The organism is Cryobacterium sp. TMT4-31, assembly GCF_004403385.1.
Classification (GTDB): domain Bacteria; phylum Actinomycetota; class Actinomycetes; order Actinomycetales; family Microbacteriaceae; genus Cryobacterium; species Cryobacterium zongtaii.
In genome coordinates, this window is the sequence record NZ_SOGI01000011.1 from 13398 (window position 1) to 31315 (window position 17918).

Below are 17918 nucleotides of genomic sequence, written 5' to 3' on the forward strand. Positions count from 1 at the left end.
CGTCTGATTATCTCAGGTGTGCGGGGGTTGGCGGGCAGCCGGTTCGACGGTGGTGTGTGCTCGGTGAGGGTCAAAACAGAGTGGGTGAGAATTCGGGCGGGAGTTCGGCGGCGATGAGGGACGGCGGCGGGGAGTTGGGGTTGCTGGGCGCGGTCAGCGCCTTGGAGAGGATGCCGCCGGTCGCCGGGTCCTCACGGCGTCGCTGCAGGCCGTGCGCGCGGATCAGCGGCTGGATGCGCTCGGCCAACCACTGGCGGTACTCCTTGGGCGCGTAGGTCCCGCGTTTGTAAAGCTCGCGATACTGGGGCATGAGCTCGGGATGATCCTGCTCGAGCCACTGGAAGTACCACTCCTTGACCCCGGGCTTGAGGTAGAGGGCGCTGTAGAGCACCCCGGTGGCGCCGGCGGCCTTGGCCTGGCGCATGGCCTCGTCGAGGTGCGCCTTCGTGTCGGTGAGGAACGGCAGGATCGGCATCAGGAAAACCGAGCAGTCCATGCCCTTGTCGCGGATTGCGCTGACCGTGGCTAGGCGCGCCTTGGTGCTCGGGGTGCCCGGCTCGACGGCCTGCTGCAGGGCGTCGTCGTAGATGGCGATGGACATGGCGAGGTCCACCGGCACCTGTTGGCTGGCCTCGTGGAGCAGGTCGAGGTCCCGGCGCAGGAGGGTGCCCTTGGTGAGGATCGAGAAGGGGGTGCCGGAGTCGGCGAGCGCGGCGATGATGCCGGGCATCAGCCGGTAGCGGCCCTCAGCCCGCTGGTAGGGGTCGGTGTTGGTGCCTAGCGCCACCGGATGCTTGCCCCAAGTGGGTTTGGCGAGTTCCTTACTGAGCACCTCGGCCACGTTGACCTTCACGATGATCTCGTTGTCGAAGTCCTTGCCCGCGTCGAGGTCGAGGTAGTTGTGGGTGGGGCGGGCGAAGCAATAGGTGCACGCATGAGAGCAGCCGCGGTACGGGTTGATGGTCCAGCCGAAGGGCATCGCACTCTGGCCGGGCACCCGGTTGAGGGCGGACTTGGCGAGCACCTCGTGGAAGGTGATCCCGTCGAACTCGGGGGTGCGGACGCTGCGCACCAGGTTGTTCAGCCGGGCCAGGCCGGGCAGCGCGCCGGCCTGCTCGGTCGTTAGTTCCTGTCCACTCCAGCGCATGCATCCAGTCGAACACATGTTCGAGTGGGATGCAAGGTGGTGGGTGTCATGCGGGGTGGCTCAACCGGCGGGGCGCTGCATCCGCCGGTCTTGACGTTATGCGGGGTAGGCGCCGTTATGCGGGGGGCACGCCACCCGCACAGCGGCGCCTGACCCGCATAGCTCGCGGTCGGGCAGCGGATGCGGGACGCAGGCGCAGGCGCAGGCGCAGCGCAGGCTGGCCGGCCGCGCCTACGCGGTGAGGTGCAGGGTCTTGGCGGTGGCGGCCAGGGAGGCGGCGGCCGCGGCGGGATCGTCGGAGAGTTTGGTGCCCAGGCTCGGGACCATCTCGCGCAGCTGCGGCTCCCAGCGGGAGTACTCGCTCGGGAAGCAGCGCTTGAGGAGGTCGACCATGATCGGCGCGGCGGTGGAGGCTCCGGGCGAAGCGCCGAGGAGCCCGGCGATGCTGCCGTCGGCGGAGGTGATGACCTCGGTGCCGAACTGCAGGATGCCGCCGGCCTTGGCGTCCTTCTTCATGACCTGCACCCGCTGGCCGGCGGTGATCAGCTCCCAGTCCTCGGCCTTGGCCGTGGGCATGAACTCGCGCAGTGCGTTGAGCTTGGCCGTGCGGGAGGCAAAGACCTCGCCGACCAGGTACTTCATCAGGCCGAAGTTGTTCTTGGCCACGGCGAGCATCGGCACGAGGTTGTGCGCGCGCACGGAGAAGGGCAGGTCGAACCAGGTGCTGGTCTTGAGGAACTTGGGGCTGAACCCGGCAAATGGGCCGAAGAGCAGCGAGGTCTCGCCATCCACTACCCGGGTGTCGAGGTGCGGCACCGACATCGGCGGCGCGCCCACGGCGGCCTTGCCGTAGACCTTGGCCTGGTGCTGTTTGACGATGGCGGGGTTATTGGTGCGCAGGAACTGACCGCTGATCGGGAAGCCGCCGAAGCCCTTGATTTCGGGGATGCCGCTCTTCTGCAGCAGCGCGAGGGCGCCGCCGCCGGCACCGACAAAGACAAAGCGGGCCTCGACGGTGTTCGTGTAACGACCCACCAGGCTGAGCAGTTTGAGCTTCCAGGAGCCGTCATCCAGCTGCTTGAGCGCGGTGACCTGCTGGTTGAGGTGCACGTCGGTGCCGCGCTTCTTGAGCGAGGCGAACAGGTAGCGGGTGAGGGCGCCGAAGTCCACGTCGGTGCCGGACTCGATGCGGGTCGCCGCGATCTTCTGCTTGGCGGCGCGCTTCTTGGTCAGCAGCGGGGTCCACTTTTCGATGACGGCGGGGTCTTCGCTGTATTCCATCCCGGCGAACAGCGGCTCATCGGCGAGCACGGCCATGCGCTTGCGCAGGTAGTCCACGTTGGCGGTGCCGTGCACGAAGGTCATGTGCGGGGTGGAGTTGATGAACTTCTCCGGCTCGGGCAGCACCCCGGTCTCCACCAGGTGCGACCAGAGTTGGCGGCTGATCTGGAACTGCTCGTTGATGGCGACGGCCTTCTCGGCCGTGACGGTGCCGTCGGCAGCCTGAGGCATGTAGTTGAGTTCGCAGAGCGCGGCGTGGCCGGTCCCGGCGTTGTTCCACGGGTTGGAGCTCTCCTGCGCGAGCTCACCGAGGCGCTCGTAGACCTGGATGTTCCAGTCCGGCTGCAGTTCGGCGAGCAGGGTGGCCAGGGTGGCGCTCATGATTCCCCCGCCAATCAGGGCGACATCGACCTTTTCTGAATTCACGCTCTAACTCTAACCCGCCGCGCGGGCCGCTCCGCCGGGGCGCAGCAGCCCCCGGCTGCGAACGCCGGATGCGGGCGATAAGGTTGCAAAATGGACTCGACCGGTAGTCGTCTCGGCCTTTCCCTGGGCATCATCACCCTCGCTGCGCCCATCGTGGCGCTCGGCCTGTTCATCGGCAGCTTCGCGGTCACCGCCACCAGCGCAGCCGCCGGCAACCCTCTCGCCGGCCGCTCCTTCTATACCAACCCGAACTCGACCGCGCAGGTGGCTGCCACCGCCGCCGCGGTCGCCGACCCGGACTCCGCCGCGGCCGCCACCCTCGGCAAGCTGGCCGAGCAGCCCACCGCGATCTGGCTGATGCCGGAGAAGTACCCGCTGAACACCGTGCAGGCCGACGTCACCGCCATCGCGGATGCCGCCGAAGAGGTCGGGCAGACGCCGGTGTTCGTGGTCTACGGCATCCCCGACCGCGACTGCGGCAACTTCTCGGCCGGCGGCCTCTCGGAGACCGACTATCCCACCTGGGTGGCCTCCATCGCGACGGCGCTGACGCTGAAGGCATCCGTGGTTATTCTCGAACCGGATGCGCTGGCGCTGGCCACCGAGTGCGGCAACGTGGAGCAGAGGGTGGCACAGATTCAGCAAGGCGTGGCCGCTTTCGCGCCCACGGTCGCCACGGTCTACCTCGACGCCGGCCACTCCGACTGGCTCACCCCGGCCACCGCCGCCGATCTGCTCAACCGCGCCGGCGTCGCGCAGGTGCGCGGTTTCGCGACCAACGTCTCGAACTACAACGACTCGGCCGCCGAGCAGGCCTTCGGTGAGGCGGTCTCCGCGCTCACCGGCGGGGCCCACTTCGTCGTCGACACCTCGCGCAACGGCCGGGGCGGCAACGGCGAATGGTGCAACCCTGCCGGCCAAGCTTTGGGCGGCACTCCCGAGGCCACAACGGATGGGGCCTTGCGCGACGCGAATCTGTGGGTGAAGGAGCCGGGCGAGAGCGACGGCACCTGCAACGGCGGTCCGGCCGCCGGCGAATGGTGGAACGAGCGGGCCCTCGAGCTCGCGGCCGCTGCCGGCTGGTAGCCGGGCGGCGCGCAGAATCGGGCCTATCTGATGGATGCTCGACCCGCGTAATATACTCAGGTATGTCGACGACCGGGGAAATACGCAGGGTAGCGGTCATTATTGAGGACGACGCAGACATCCGCCATCTGCTTGAAGCCGTACTCACCCAGGCCGGGTTCAAGACCATCGCCACGAGCAACGGGCTCGACGGGGTGCGTGCGGTTCGCGCGTACGACCCGATCGTCACCACGCTCGACGTGAGCATGCCGGGCATGGACGGGTTCGAGACCGCGAAGCGGATTCGCGCGTTCAGCGCCACCTACCTCGTGATGCTCACCGCCCGCGACGAAGAGATCGACACGCTGCAGGGCCTGGAGTCCGGCGCCGACGACTACCTGACCAAGCCGTTCCGGCCGCGCGAACTGCGCGCCCGCATCGACGCCATGCTGCGCCGCCCCCGGCTGGCACTGCCGCCGGAGGGTACCGAGGTCATCACCGAGCCCGCCGCCCCCGCGTTCGCACCGACCGCCGGCGCACAGCTCGCCGCGGAACCCGAGTACACCCCCGCGTACGTTCCGCCGGTCACCGCGCCCGCTCCCCCGGCGGCCGACCTGCCGCCGAGCCTGGCCCCGGTTGCGATGAGCGGGCAGCACGTCGCGACCGTGCCGCTTCCCCAGGCCGGCACCGCCGAATCCGCCAGCAGTGACGCACGCGCCGACGACTGGATCGAGCACAACGGGCTGCGGCTGAGCAACGACATGCGCCTGGCCATGCTCGGCACCACTGAGCTGGACCTGACCCGCACCGAGTTCGACCTGCTGGCCGCACTGCTCGAGTCGAAGCGGCGGGTGCGCAGCAAGGCCGACCTGGCGCTGCTGCTGCGCGGCGAGAGCTACGTGACGTCGTACTACGTGAACGAGGCCGACAAGCGTGCCGTCGAGGCGCACCTGAGCAACCTGCGGCGCAAGCTCGGTGACAGCCTCACCGCCCCGCGCTGGCTGGAGACCGTGCGCGGCGTGGGCTACCGGCTGGCGGCGTCGGATCAGGCCGGGCGCGACTCGTACTAGGGGTCGCTTTCGGGTCGCGGGGTCTCGACAGGCTCGACCGACGGGATGGGCGCGTCTTGTAGGCACGTCGCGGGGTCTCGACAAGCTCGACAGACGAGGCGGGCGGGGGCTTAGCGCTGCAGGGCGAACATGGCGGCCAGGTCGGAGCAGGCCAGCTCGCCGACCTCGTTGAGCCTGGTCATGTGACTCACCGAACCCGCGATATCGCCGTCGCGCAGGGCGTCGTGCATCATCGCGGCGGTGGCCTCCACCGTGACCGCCCCCACCATGGTGCTGCTCGAGCGGATGCTCAGCAACACCACGTGGGCTTCCTCGGCATCCGGGAATCGCTGGGTCAGCGCCACGGCCAGCCGCTTGGACCGGCTGTGCCACAGGTGCACGAAGTCGTGCACAAAGCGGCGCTGCATATTCTGGTCGCCGCCCATCTGGGCGAGCAGTTTGCGCAGGGCGAGGGCCTCGATGTGGGCGCTCACACCCGGTAGCCGCGGTGGCGCTTGATCAGTGTGAAGAACATAGTCAAAGTCTGCAGCACTGTGGTCACTCCAAGGATCGGCCATCCGATCCACAGGATGGTGGACTGGACCATGATGGGTAGCTGCAACCAGATGAACACCATCGCGGCCGCCGCGGCGAGTCCCACTAGGAGGGGTACCAGGTAGGCGTTGCCGGAGCCGCGCTCGGCCTTGGCCTGCTCGGCCCAGTTGTCGACCTGCTTGTTGCTGGCGAATTTGGTCCAGGCGCGCACGAAGTGGCCGATCCGCACCCACATGTAGATCTCGGCGGGGAGGAACCCGATTGCGAAGACGATGTCCTTCCAGGTGCGGCTCTTCATCGACATGGCGGTGCGGAAGTTGAGCAGGATGGCGATGACCGGCGGGATCAGCCAGATCGGGCTGAACACGAACGCGTCGATCGACAGCGAAGCGAACAGCAGGATGAAGAACATCACCCGGGTGATGACGTTGACGATCATCGAGAAGTTCTCGAGCCAGCGCAGGCGCAGGTTGGGGTGGAACGGCTGCCCCTTGGTGTCGCCGCGCTGACCGGGCCACATGAGCTCGATGGCGCCGAAGTTCCACTTGACCTGCTGGGCATCCAGGCCGCGCAGCGTGGTCATGCCGCCCACGTTGGCGCGGGCCTGGGCGCTGATCTTGGTGAGGTAGCCGGCGCTCTTGATCTGCAGCGAGAGCAGGGAGTCCTCCACCTCGCTGTCCTTGACCCACGGGGTGGCCTGGTGGCTGTCGACCATGACCTCGCGCAGGGCCTTGATGGAGAAGATCGAGAACTGGCCGCCGAGCACGGCCATGTTGCGGCCGCGCAGCATGTTCTGCATGTTGAACGCGGCGAACTGGGCGCGCTGGCCGGCGATGAGGAAGCTGGGGACGAGGCCCTGGATCACGGTGTCGTCGATGCTGTAGATCGCGGAGATGCCGCCGACGCGGGTGTCCGAGGCGATCTCGGCCTCGAGCTGCTCGACGGCGTTCGGCGCCGCTGTGGTGTCGCCGTCGACGCCGAGCAGGAAATCGCAGCCCTCGATGAGTGAGAAGCCGTAGTTGAGCGCGCCGACCTTCTTGTCGGGGTTGACCCCGATGTCGTGCACGAACACCTCGGTGAACTGCATCACCCCGTCGGTGACGACCTCGTGCGGGCCGGCGTACTGGCTGGCGATCTTCACGGTGTCGTCGGTGGTGTTGTTGACCACCACGTGGATGACGTCGGGCAGCCGGGTCTGGGCCAGCAGCGAGTCGAGCACGCCGGCGATGGAGTCGGCCTCGTTGTACGCGGGAACGATGCAGCCCACGGTGGACCGGTACGTCGGCAGGCCCGCCACCATCGAATTGAACTCGTTGGCGTGGGCATCCGGGCTGGGCGCGGTCTGGGTGGCGTTGTTGCTGTCATTCACAGTCCCCACTGTGTCAGGGCAAAACACGGTCTGACCCCCGGTCGGGGGCAAGGTTTTCACAAGATATGCTCAAGACCAGCGCACCAGCCGCGCGCACCAGTGCACCCCCGGGGGATCCCATGACGACGTCAACCCGTACCCGCCTTGCGGCGCTGGCCTGTGCGGCCGGCCTCACGATTACTCTCGCCGCCTGCGGTCAGGCCCCCTGGGCCGGCCTCGAGGCGAGCCCATCCGCGACCCCGAAGGCCAAAGCCACCATCACGGCGATCGAGAACGATTTGGCCACGGGATCGACCCGGCACCAGATCACGGCCGGGGATGCGGCTCTCACCGTGGACTACTCCTCGAGCCTGAACATGGGCGAGTGGACCGCGGGCGCGAACAAGCCCGTGAGCCTCTCCCTCAGCGCCACGCTCGGCACCGACGACGGCCAGGACGTGTTCCTGTCCAAGATGACCGTCATTACGGCCGTCACCGGGCCCACGGGCGCGCTGGAGCCGCCCGCACCCTTCGTGGACCAGACCACCATAGTGCCCGGCTACCTCATGAAGGCGCCGTACAGCTACGGACAGACCTACGTGCTGTCGGCCCTCGACCCGACGGCCACCAGCGTCACACTGTCGTTCACCTACGAGCTGCTCATCCAGACCACGCCCACCTCGGCCTCGTTCGCGAAGCAGACCGCCAGCGACCAGATCACCGTCGCGATCGTGCCCTAGGCCGCCGCCGGCTGTTTCGAGGTTAGGGTTCCCGGGTGACGGCGGCTTCGGTGGTCACGGCGATGTCGTTGCCGCCGCGGCGCTTGACCACGTCGATGGCCCGGCCGGACGCGGCGGTGAGGGCCGCGAGGTCGTACCCGTGGTCGAAGGTGTCCGCGATGCCGAAGCTCGCGGTGAGCCGGATTTTGTAGGACTCCCCCATCGGTCCGTCGACGAGGGCGTTCTGCATCCGCTGCACGATGGTGAGAGCCTCGGTCGCGGATCCGACGGCAGCCAGCACGTAGAAGCGGCCGGCAGCCGGGTGTCCGATCTGCGCCAATAGTGGCGCGCTGCCGCGGAGGGTGTCCGCAAAGCGGGCGATGGCCTCGTCACCGGTGACGCGCCCGAACGCCGTGTTGATCTCGGGGAGGTTGTCGATGTCCGCGCCGATCAGGGCCAGGCCCAGCTCGGCCCGTTCGGCCCGCTGCAGATGGTCGGTGGCGGCCTGCTGGAACGCGGTGCCGGACAGCACGCCCGCGGCCGAATGGATGCCCACGGTGATGTCGCCGACGGCGTTGCTGCCAACCCGCTCCGCGCGCAGGATCGACGTGGCGACGCAGGTCGTCACGATGAGCGCCATGTTGAGGATCGAGGTGGTGCCCGAGTTGAAAAAGGTGATGAAGGTGGCGCTGTCGACGCCGTCCACGGTGAAGACGATGGCGCGGCCGGAGTAGAAGAGGGCGACGACGAAGAGCACGAGCGCGAAGATCCGCCCGTTGACGTTGCGGCGGAGACGGCCGCGCAGGGCCTCGGTGCCACCCAAGGCGCCCATCAGCGCCACGACGAGCCAGAGCGGGGCAGCCCCGGCCCACTCGCCGCCGTCAGCGCCGGGGAGGAGGCTGATGACGCCCACGACCAGGGCCAGGCCCCCCACCACGGCGAAGCCGGAGCCGCGGCCGTTGTAGACCCTGCTGCCCGACCAGAGCGCGCCGACGGCGATGACCAGGGACACGTTGGCGAACGTGATCGACCACCATGCCTCGGCGCTGACGATGTAGACGCCGTAACCGACGGCCACCATGATGCCCGCCACGAACGCGAGGCTCCACAAACGGCCCGGCGGGTCGTTGCGGTTCAGCGCGGTGTTGAAGATGAATGAGACCCCGCACAGGATCGTGATCAACCCACTGATCATCTGCAGGGTGGGTCCGTCTAGGTGCATGTTGTCCCCCGTTGAGCGCGGCGTGCCACGCTCAACCTCTGTTTACCGGGAGCGTGGCGATTGCCGTCGTCCCCTTGCCTTTGGTCGACTCCAGGCGCAGATCGCCGCCGTGTTCGCGCATGATGTCCCGGCTGATGCTCAGGCCCAGTCCCGTGCCGTGCACGCTGGAGCCCCGCACCGAGTCGGCCCGGTAAAACCTGTCGAAGAGGTTGCCCTGTTCGTCTTCGCTCATGCCCCGGCCGGTGTCGGCGACGCGCACCTCGATGCCGCAGGACACCTCCAGCACCTCGACGCTGACCTTGCCGGACTCCACGTTGTACTTGATCGCGTTGGAGAAGATGTTGTCAATCACCTGGCGCAGCCGAAAGGCATCCGCGGTGACCGTGATCGGCGCCAGCTCGGCCAGTTCGAACCGGATGCCGCGTTGCGCGGCGAGCGGCTCGGCCGACTCGACGGCCTCCGTGATGATCGCCGACAGGTCGCAGGGCGCGACGGTGAGCGCCAAACCCTCTTTGGACTCGCTGGCCGCGGTGAGCAGGCCGGAGACGATTTCGAGGAGCCGGTCGGAGTTCTTCGACGCGATCTCGAGCATCCGACGGGTGTCGGGGTCGATCGTCTCGTCGTCGAGAGCGAGTTCGAGGTAGCCCAGGATCGAGGTGAGCGGGGTGCGCAGCTCGTGGGAGACCGAGGCGACGAGGTCGTCCCTTGCCTGCACGGCCCGCACCTCGGCGGTGACGTCGCGGGTCACGATCACGCCGCCGTCGTACCGGCCGGTGTGGTCGTGGATGGGCCGGGCCGACACGAGCACGGCGGCCTGCGGCTGGTCGGGGGAACCCAGCCACACCGTGACCCTGTCAACGGTTTCACCGCGGATGGCGCGCTGGGTGGGCCGGTCGGGACCGTCGAAGGGCGTGACACCGTCCTCCTTGTAGACGATGGTGGCCAGGCCGATGCCGTCGCTGACGCCGAACCGGGTCAGCATAGACCGCTGGGCCCGGTTGACGAAGTTGACCCGTCCGTCGCTGTCGTAGCCGACCACACCGAAGTCGACGGTGTTGAAGATCTCGTCGAGGGTCTGCTCCTGGCGCCGGGAGCGCTGCAGGGCCGCCTCGAACAGACCGGCCTGTTGGGTGAGCAGCACCCGCTGGGCCAGCGCTCGCCGGTTGGTGGTGTAGGTGACGGAGGCCACGAACGCGAGCATGATCGTCACGACGGCCAGCAGCGGCGCCTGCGAGGTGGCATAGCCGGTGGCGTTGTTCGGGTCGGTGAAGAGCTTCAACGGCAGGCCGGCCCAGAGCAGCACGCTGGCGAAGATGACACTGCCGGCGGCGCCGGCCTGACCGAAGTGGGTCGACAGCCAGATCACCGGGAACACCAGCAGGAAGCTGACGCCGAGCTGCGGCTGCGCCTCGCGCGCCAGGGTGAGCCCGACGATGTCGAGCAGTGGCAGGACGATGATCCAGATCTTGGGCAGCCGGCGCCAGGGCACGGCGGCGGCCAGTCCGGTGGTAGCGAAGATGACCATGACGCCGAGGAAGTAGAGCGGCTCCACGAACATGGACGCGTCCTTGGCGACCGTGACCGCGACGAGCAGCAGGGTAGCCGCGGCCAGGAGCAGCTGGGAGAGGAAAACGGACCGCTCAACGCGCTCCCGCACGCCGACGTGCGGCAACCTCAAACTCTGCTCGACCATACTGCGACCCTAGCGTTCAGAGGGGGAGCTCAGACGCGGCGCGCACGGGCAGTACCGCGGCAGCCCCGAACTCTTCGAGGCGGGCGAGGGTCTTTTCAAAACTGCGCGGCACGCCGTAGTGGAAACCCTGGGCGCTGCGGATGCCCAACGCGGAGAGATGGGTGGCCATGGCCTCGTTCTCGACACCCTCCACGATCATCGAATACTCGAGGTTGTCACCGAAGCCCTGCAGGGCCGTGAGCACCTCACGCTGGCGCACATCGTCGAGGTCGTCGACGAGGCTCTTGTCGATCTTGAGGATGTCCATCGGCATCCGCACCAGCGCGTCGACCGAGGAATCCTGGGAGCCGTAGTCGTCCAGGGCGATCATGATGCCGATGTCGCGGAGGTGGTCGGCCTGGGCGCGCACCGCGGTGGACACCCGGGCGACAGAGCGTTCGTTGAGTTCGAGGCAGAGCGAGATGCCCGGGTAGCGGTCAGCCAGTTCTTCGACGAAGCTGCCGACCCGCTGCGGCAGGATCTGGCCGGCCTCGACGTTGATGGTCATGCAGACGATGCGCGGTTCGATCAGGCGGAAGTCCGCAGCGGCGGCCATCGCCTTCAGGGCCACCTGGCGGGTGAGCGCGTCAAGCCGGCCGAGGCTCTTGGCCTTCTCCACCAGCGACGGCGGTGACAACGGGCCGAGCTCGGGGTCGGAGTACCGCACCAGCGCCTCGAAGGCCCAGATCTGGCCGGTGACCAGGCTCACGATCGGCTGGAAGGCCAGTTCGAGCAGGTCTTCGTCGATGGCGCGAGCGACAATGTCGTTCATCTGCGACGAGCGGTGCCCGGAGATGTTGATGCTGCTCTCGTTGGCCGGGCCGCCGCGGCGGCGGGACTTCTTGATCGCGAGCATGCTGCGGTCGGCGTCGCGCAGCAGCTGGTTGACATCCGTCTCGCGGTGCGCGGAGTAGGCCAGACCGATGCTGAGGATCGGGTTGAGCACGGTGCCACTGACGGCGAGGGGCTCGCCGGTGGCCTCCATGATGTTCTCGGCCAGCAGCTTCGCCTCGGCCAGCGACGACAGCCGGGTGAGGATGACGACGAACTCGTCACCGCCGACGCGGGCGACGACGTCGTAGGGGCGGATGACGGCGCTGAGTCGACGACCGATCTCACTGAGAATCTCATCGCCGGCCTGGTGGCCGTAGCGGTCGTTCATCCGTTTGAAGTCGTCGAGGTCGATGAACAGCACGGCCAGCGCCTCGGAGTAGTCGCGGTGGTCGTTGATGTTGGCCAGGGCATCCTGGAAGGCACCATAGTTGGGCAGCCCGGTGAGCGGGTCGGTGTTGGCGCGGATGGTGAGGCCGCCGATGCTCTCCCGGGCGGCGTAGACCACGTCGGCGGTGTGCGCGAGGGCCTGCAGGGCGCGTCGGTCATCCCCGGTGAACGGGTAGTCCATCACGTCGCGGCGGGCCACCAGGTATTGGCCGAGCGCGCCGATCGACAGCGGGGCGTCGATCTCGCCCAGGCCGGCCGGCTCGTGCCGGATGCCGGCGGATTCGACGCCCACCGTGGCGATGGCGGCGCGACGCAGCACGCTGGCGAGGTCGACGCTGCTGCTGGCCGGGCTGATGGTGATGGGCGTGGCCTGCCCGCCGGACTTGACGAAGTGGTTCGTGGCGTTGAGGTCGATGACCCCGTCGACCACGCCGGCCAGGCGGCGGCGCATCGCCTTGGCGCGTACGAGCAGGATCGTGCCGACGCCGACGATCGCGAGGGGCACCAGGGTGACGGCGGTGGCGAGGGTATCGGTGCGGGTGTCGAAGAACGGATGCGTCCACTGGCTGATCAGTGAGCAGAACCCGGCGAACCCGCCGCCGATCAGGGCCAGGCGGGCCACCGAGTAGTGACGTCCTGGGCCAAGGTCGAGGCTGGGCCGGTCGAACCGCCGGCGGAGGGCCTCCAGGACCACCACCGTGGTGAGGTAGGCGACCGCTGCGGCGGCTGTTGCGCCGGCGGCGGTCACATCGAGGGACTTGAGCAGGCCGAGGACGCCCGCGAACGCGGCACCGCCCAGGCCCGTGAGCCCGGCCGCGTACAACGCCAATTCGGGCCGGTGGGCGCGGACCCAGACCACGATCAGAACGCCCAGGCAGACCAAGCCCACCGACATCAGCGGCGCGAAGACCGGGTCGAGAGCCAGGACGACCACGATGGGCAGGCTGACCACCGGGCTACGGTGCGGCACCGTGCCCAGCCGGAGCCGGGGGATCTCGAGGACGCCCGTGACGGCCACGGCCATCAGGGCGATGAACAGGTGTTCAGCGTTGCCGCCGAGTACGAGCTGGATGAGTGCTGAGCCGATGAGCGCCAGCGCGGTCGCCGCGAATACGGCGAAAGCCACCCGGCTCCCGGTTCCTGCTGCCCTGATCGTCTCCACAAGCTCTGACAATAGCGGAGCGGACCCGGCGGCGTGCCCGCGGGGCTATCCGATGTCGACGTGGGTCGCGAGTTTCGCGGCGATGAGCTCGGCGATCTGCACCGCGTTCAGCGCCGCACCCTTGCGCAGGTTGTCGTTGCTGATGAACAGCGCCAGGCCGCGGCCGTTGGGCACGCCGGGGTCCTGACGGATGCGGCCCACGAAGCTCGGGTCGGCGCCGGCGGCCTCCAGTGGCGTCGGGATGTCGCTCAGCTGCACGCCGGGCGCGTCACTGAGCAGCTCGGTGGCGCGGGCGACGGAGATCGGCTTGCTGAATTCGACGTTGATCGACAGCGAGTGGCCGGTGAAGACCGGCACCCGCACGCAGGTGCCGCTGACGAGAAGCTCGGGCAGCTGGAGGATCTTGCGGCTCTCGTTGCGGAGCTTCTTCTCCTCATCGGTCTCGAACAGACCGTCGTCGACGATCGACCCGGCCAGCGGGATGACGTCGAACGCGATCGGCCGCTTGTAGATGGTGGGCTCGGGCATGCTCACCGAGGAGCCGTCGTGTACCAGCTGGAAGAGGTTGTCGTCGCCGGCCGCGGCGCGGATCTGGCTGGCCAGCTCCTGGGCGCCGGCCAGGCCGCTGCCGGAGACCGCCTGGTAGGTGCTCACGATGAGCCGTTCGAGGCCGGCCTCGTCGTGCAGCACCTTGAGCACAGGCATGGCGGCCATGGTGGTGCAGTTCGGGTTGGCGATGATGCCCTTGACGGCCTGGTCGATGGCTTCCGGGTTGACCTCGCTGACCACCAACGGCACGTCGGGGTCCATCCGCCAGCCCGACGAGTTGTCGACCACGGTGACGCCGGCCGCGGCGAACCGGGGCGCCTGGCTCTTGGACAGGGTGGCGCCGGCGGAGAAGATCGCGACGTCGAGTCCGGTGGGGTCGGCGGTGGAGGCGTCTTCCACGACGATCCGCTCACCCTTGTAGGGCAGCACGGTGCCGGCGGAGCGCGCGGACGCGAAGTAGCGGATGCTGGCGACCGGGAAGTCGCGCTCCTCGAGCAGGCGCCGCACGACGGCGCCGACCTGGCCGGTGGCGCCGACGACGCCGATGTTGATCCCGGCGCGGCGGGGTGTTGCGGTGCTGGTGGCTGCGGTGCTGGTCACTGTGTGGTCCTTACTCAGTCAAGTCTGGTGCGGGTCGGTCTCGTGCCGGGATGCGCATAACTCCTGCAATTCTCCCCGGTTGGAGCCCAAGCGGGACAAAACAGGGGTTTTTGGCAGAAATTGCAGGAGTTATGCCGGGGGTGCGCGGGTTTTGGCATCCGGTGGGCTGGCGGGCCGGTGGGTGCCCGCGGGGTTCAACTGTTGCCGATGCGGACAAATGGTGCCGGCGTACCGGGCGCAGAAGTCCGCATGGGCAACAGTTGGCTGCCGTGCGGGCGGGACGGGGCCTTAGCGGCCGGTGCCGCCGTGCACGACGGCGTCGTCGTCGCTGTCGAGCCCGAAGGCCGTGTGCACCACGCGCAGGGCCTGGTTGATGGTGTCGGCGCGGGTGACAACGGAGATGCGGATCTCGCTGGTGGAGATCATCTCGATGTTGATGCCGGCCTCGAACAGCGACTCGAACAGCTTCGCCGAGACCCCGGTGTTGGTGCGCATCCCGGCGCCGACCAGGGCGAGCTTGCCGATCTGGTCGTCGTACTGCAGGCCGGCGAAACCGACGTTGGCCTGCTCGTTGGTGAGCGCGGTGAGTACCTGCTGGCCCTCCGACTTGGGCAGGGTGAACGAGATGTCGGTCAGACCGGTGGATGCGGCCGACACGTTCTGCACGATCATGTCGACGTTGGCGTTGGTCTTGGCGACGATCTTGAAGATCTGCGCGGCCTTGCCGGGAATGTCGGGGACACCGACGACGGTGACCTTGGCCTCACTGAGGTCGGCGGCGACCCCCGCGATGATGGGCTCTTCCACGGGCTCTCCATTCAATATTTCGGTGGCGTACGGGCTGGTGGCGCCCGGGTTGTAGACAATGGTGCCGGTGTTGTTGTTGAACGACGACCGCACGTGCAGCGTGACCCCGTGCCGGCGGGCATATTCCACGGCGCGAATGTAGAGCACCTTGGCGCCGGCGGCGGCGAGCTCGAGCATCTCTTCACTGGAGACCCGCTCGAGCTTGTGCGCCTTGGGGACCACGCGAGGGTCGGCGCTGAAGATGCCGTCGACATCCGTGTAGATCTCGCAGATGTCAGCGCCGAGCGCGGCGGCGAGGGCGACGGCGGTGGTGTCGGAGCCGCCGCGGCCGAGGGTGGTGATGTCCTTGGTGTCGCGGTTGAAGCCCTGGAAACCGGCGACGATGGCGATGGCGCCCTCGTCGAGGGCATCCCGCAGGCGTCCGGGGGTGACGTCGACGATGCGGGCGGCGCCGTGCTGGGCATCCGTGATCATGCCGGCCTGGCTGCCGGTGAACGAGCGGGCGTCGTAGCCCATGCTCTTGATCGCCATGGCGAGCAGGGCCATGGAGATGCGCTCGCCGGCGGTGAGCAGCATGTCGAGCTCGCGGGGCGCCGGGATCGGGGTGACCTCGTGGGCGAGGTCGAGCAGCTCGTCGGTGGAGTCGCCCATCGCGGAGACGGCCACGACGATGTCGTTGCCGGCTTTCTTGGTGTCGACAATGCGTTTGGCAACGCGTTTGATGCTCTCGGCGTCGGCAACGGATGATCCGCCGAACTTCTGCACGATCAGGCTCACGTGGGCACTCCTGGCTTCCGGGTACGCGGCGACATCCCGCGCTCCCATCCTAAATGCGTTCGTATTCTCGGGCGTTCATGTGACGCCGTGTGCGAGGCGGGGTGGCGTGGGGCTCCCGGGGCGCGGCGGAGCCCGGGCGACCGGGCGGAGCGCTAGCTGGTGACTATGCGGCGGCCCTCGAAAGCACGGCCCAGGGTGACCTCGTCGGCGTACTCCAGGTCGCCGCCGACGGGCAGGCCAGAGGCCAGGCGGCTGACCTTGATGTCGAGGGTGGTCAGCAGGCGGGAGAGGTAGGTGGCGGTGGCCTCGCCCTCGAGGTTGGGGTCGGTGGCGATGATGACCTCCTGCACAGTGTTGTCGGCGAGGCGCGTCATCAGCTGACGGATGCGCAGGTCGTCGGGGCCGATGCCGTCGATGGGGCTGATCGCCCCGCCGAGCACGTGGTAGAGACCCTTGAACTCGCGGGTGCGCTCGATGGCGACGACGTCCTTGGCCTCTTCGACCACGCAGATCGAGGTGGGGTTGCGGCGCGGGTCGCGGCAGATCATGCAAGTGTCCTGCTCGGACACGTTGCCGCAGATCTCGCAGAACTTCACCTTGTCGCGCACCTCGAGCAGCACGTTGGCCAGGTGGGTCACGTCGAAGTTCTTGGTCTGCAGGATGTGGAACGCGATGCGCTGCGCCGACTTGGGGCCGATGCCGGGCAGCCGGCCGAGCTCGTCGATGAGTTCCTGAACGATGCCTTCGTACATTTAGTTATCGTTCCTCTGTCGCGAGATCGGGTCGTGCGGCTGTTCCTCGATGAAGGTGGCGCCGAGGATCTCGCGCACCACGGCCTCGCCGTAGCGCTGCTTCTCGGCGAACGCGGGCGAACGCCGGCCGGGGGCTTGCTGGCGGGGAGCCTGCTGGCCTGGGGCCTGCTGGGTGGCCGGCCGGGTGCCACGGGGCGGTTCCGGGGGTGGGGCGAACTGCTGCGGGTCCGGCGGAAGGTCGTCGTAGGGCGGCGGCTCCTCGTCGAAGGGGGGCTCGAAGTCGGGCTCGGGCGCGTAGTCGTAGGACGGCGCGGACTGCGGCGCAGACTGCGACGTGGCAGATGTGGGTGCGGCGGCTGGTGCTGACGACGGTGCGGTGTCGGCCGGGGCGCTCGTGGCGTCCGGGGTGCCGGCGGGGGCGGAGGGTGTGCCGGCGGGGGCGGAGGGTGTGCCGGCGGGGGCGCTGGTCGGCGCGCTGGTGGGTGCACTGGTGGGTGCACTGGTGGATGCGCTGCCGGGTGCCCCGAGGACGGGCGGGACAACGATGGGTTCACCGGCCGCGGTCTCGGCAGCGGCCAGGGCGGCAGCGGATCCGGGGATGACCACGGTGGCCCAGCCTGTGGAGGTGGCCGGCGGTGCGAGGGTCGCCGTCGCGGTGCCGGTGGATGTGGCCGATGCCGGGCCGGTACCAGAGGTGGAGCTGGAGGTGGCATCGCCGGACGGGCCGCCGAAGACGGCGGGACCGGCCGAAGGCAGATCGACAGCGGCCGAGGTCGGCGTGGTGCTCGTCGCGGAGGCAGCGGGCGCTGAACCTGTCGTCGAGGCGGTCGGCGTCGCGCCGGCCGGGGAGTTCCCCTCCGGGCCTTGCCCTGCTGCGGACGAGTTACCCTGGCGCACCGGGGCAGCTGGTCCGGAGGTGGGCACCTCGGCAGAGGACGCGGGTGCGGAAGTGGGCGCGAAGGTTTCGGAGTCGGCGCGGGCGATGAACTTCACCCGCAGGCCGAGCACCTTCACGATGGCGCCGCGGAGGAACTCGCTGACGCCCTGGCCTGGAGCCTGCTGAGCTTTGAAGCCCTGCATGTCCTGCTCGCTGGGGAAGGACAGCACCAGAATGTCCTCGCCGCGCAGATCGAGCACGCGGGCGGTGTAGACCACGAGCCAGGCGCTGAGCTTGACCTCCTTGACGGCCTCGAGGATCTGGGGCCAGGCGTCCTTGATCTGGGCCAGGGTGACCGGACCGACGGGCACGACGGGGGCGGCGGGCGGCGGCGTCTCGGCGGTCGGATCGGGACGGTCGGCTTGGGCGCGATCGGGGCTCACGTCGGCAGCCGGGCTGGTGGCGACCGCCGCGGCGGGCTCGACCGGCATGGCAGCGGGGGTGCCCGGCGTCCGGGTGGCCCAGCCTGGGGCGGCTGGAGGGACGGTCGTCGCAGCCGGCGGGGTCGCGACCGGAGGGGAAACCTGTGCGGCGGGAGGGCGCGGGGCCGATGCCGCGGCCGGGGTGCG

Annotated in this window: 13 protein-coding genes and 1 pseudogene; 3 read left to right on the plus strand and 11 right to left on the minus strand. The window is 68.7% G+C overall.

Annotated elements, in window-relative coordinates; genetic code table 11:
- Positions 1–70: 70 nt before the first annotated feature.
- Entirely contained in the window at positions 71–1147 is a 1077-nt protein-coding gene (locus E3T19_RS02930) for an Rv2578c family radical SAM protein (RefSeq protein ID WP_134408093.1), read from the minus strand.
- A 231-nt stretch (positions 1148–1378) separates the two neighbouring features.
- Complete coding sequence (locus E3T19_RS02935; protein ID WP_134408094.1) at positions 1379–2854, minus strand: malate:quinone oxidoreductase; 1476 nt, start codon at positions 2852–2854, stop codon at positions 1379–1381.
- A gap of 90 nt (positions 2855–2944) precedes the next feature.
- Between E3T19_RS02935 and E3T19_RS02940 the strand changes: the two genes are divergently transcribed.
- Positions 2945–3940 (plus strand): glycoside hydrolase family 6 protein, encoded by a 996-nt coding sequence (locus E3T19_RS02940; protein WP_134408095.1) that lies wholly within the window; start codon positions 2945–2947, stop codon positions 3938–3940.
- Between the two features lie 62 nt (positions 3941–4002).
- The gene (locus E3T19_RS02945) at positions 4003–4989 is read left to right on the plus strand and encodes a response regulator transcription factor (protein ID WP_174776698.1); all 987 of its coding nucleotides are present in this window, start codon (positions 4003–4005) and stop codon (positions 4987–4989) included.
- A 110-nt stretch (positions 4990–5099) separates the two neighbouring features.
- Here E3T19_RS02945 and E3T19_RS02950 read toward each other — a convergent pair whose 3' ends face one another.
- On the minus strand, positions 5100–5462 hold the full coding sequence (locus tag E3T19_RS02950) for a hypothetical protein (RefSeq protein ID WP_134408096.1): 363 nt from the start codon (positions 5460–5462) through the stop codon (positions 5100–5102).
- Positions 5459–6892: a glycosyltransferase gene (locus E3T19_RS02955; RefSeq protein WP_240632360.1), complete on the minus strand. Its 1434-nt coding sequence runs from the start codon at positions 6890–6892 to the stop codon at positions 5459–5461. The genes E3T19_RS02950 and E3T19_RS02955 overlap by 4 nt, the downstream gene beginning before the upstream one ends.
- A gap of 119 nt (positions 6893–7011) precedes the next feature.
- Here E3T19_RS02955 and E3T19_RS02960 point away from each other — a divergent pair, with 119 nt between their 5' ends.
- Positions 7012–7611: a hypothetical protein gene (locus E3T19_RS02960; protein ID WP_088457849.1), complete on the plus strand. Its 600-nt coding sequence runs from the start codon at positions 7012–7014 to the stop codon at positions 7609–7611.
- Positions 7612–7633: 22 nt separating this feature from the next.
- Here the strand turns inward: E3T19_RS02960 and E3T19_RS02965 are convergent, their stop codons facing one another.
- The 7 genes and pseudogenes from E3T19_RS02965 to E3T19_RS02995 all read right to left on the minus strand — a co-directional run.
- Positions 7634–8812 (minus strand): GGDEF domain-containing protein, encoded by a 1179-nt coding sequence (locus E3T19_RS02965; RefSeq protein ID WP_088455147.1) that lies wholly within the window; start codon positions 8810–8812, stop codon positions 7634–7636.
- Positions 8813–8843: 31 nt separating this feature from the next.
- Positions 8844–10505 carry a cell wall metabolism sensor histidine kinase WalK gene (locus E3T19_RS02970; RefSeq protein ID WP_088455146.1) on the minus strand — a complete coding sequence of 554 codons (1662 nt, stop codon included), beginning with the start codon at positions 10503–10505 and terminating at the stop codon, positions 8844–8846.
- 16 nt (positions 10506–10521) lie between these two features.
- Positions 10522–12891 carry a bifunctional diguanylate cyclase/phosphodiesterase gene (locus tag E3T19_RS02975; protein WP_088455145.1) on the minus strand — a complete coding sequence of 790 codons (2370 nt, stop codon included), beginning with the start codon at positions 12889–12891 and terminating at the stop codon, positions 10522–10524.
- Between the two features lie 81 nt (positions 12892–12972).
- Positions 12973–14076 (minus strand): aspartate-semialdehyde dehydrogenase, encoded by a 1104-nt coding sequence (locus E3T19_RS02980; protein ID WP_134408097.1) that lies wholly within the window; start codon positions 14074–14076, stop codon positions 12973–12975.
- Positions 14077–14364: 288 nt separating this feature from the next.
- On the minus strand, positions 14365–15660 hold the full coding sequence (locus E3T19_RS02985) for an aspartate kinase (RefSeq protein ID WP_088455143.1): 1296 nt from the start codon (positions 15658–15660) through the stop codon (positions 14365–14367).
- Between the two features lie 152 nt (positions 15661–15812).
- Positions 15813–16412: a recombination mediator RecR gene (recR, locus tag E3T19_RS02990; RefSeq protein ID WP_134408098.1), complete on the minus strand. Its 600-nt coding sequence runs from the start codon at positions 16410–16412 to the stop codon at positions 15813–15815.
- Positions 16413–17918, minus strand: a pseudogene (locus tag E3T19_RS02995) (hypothetical protein); the annotation flags it as partial.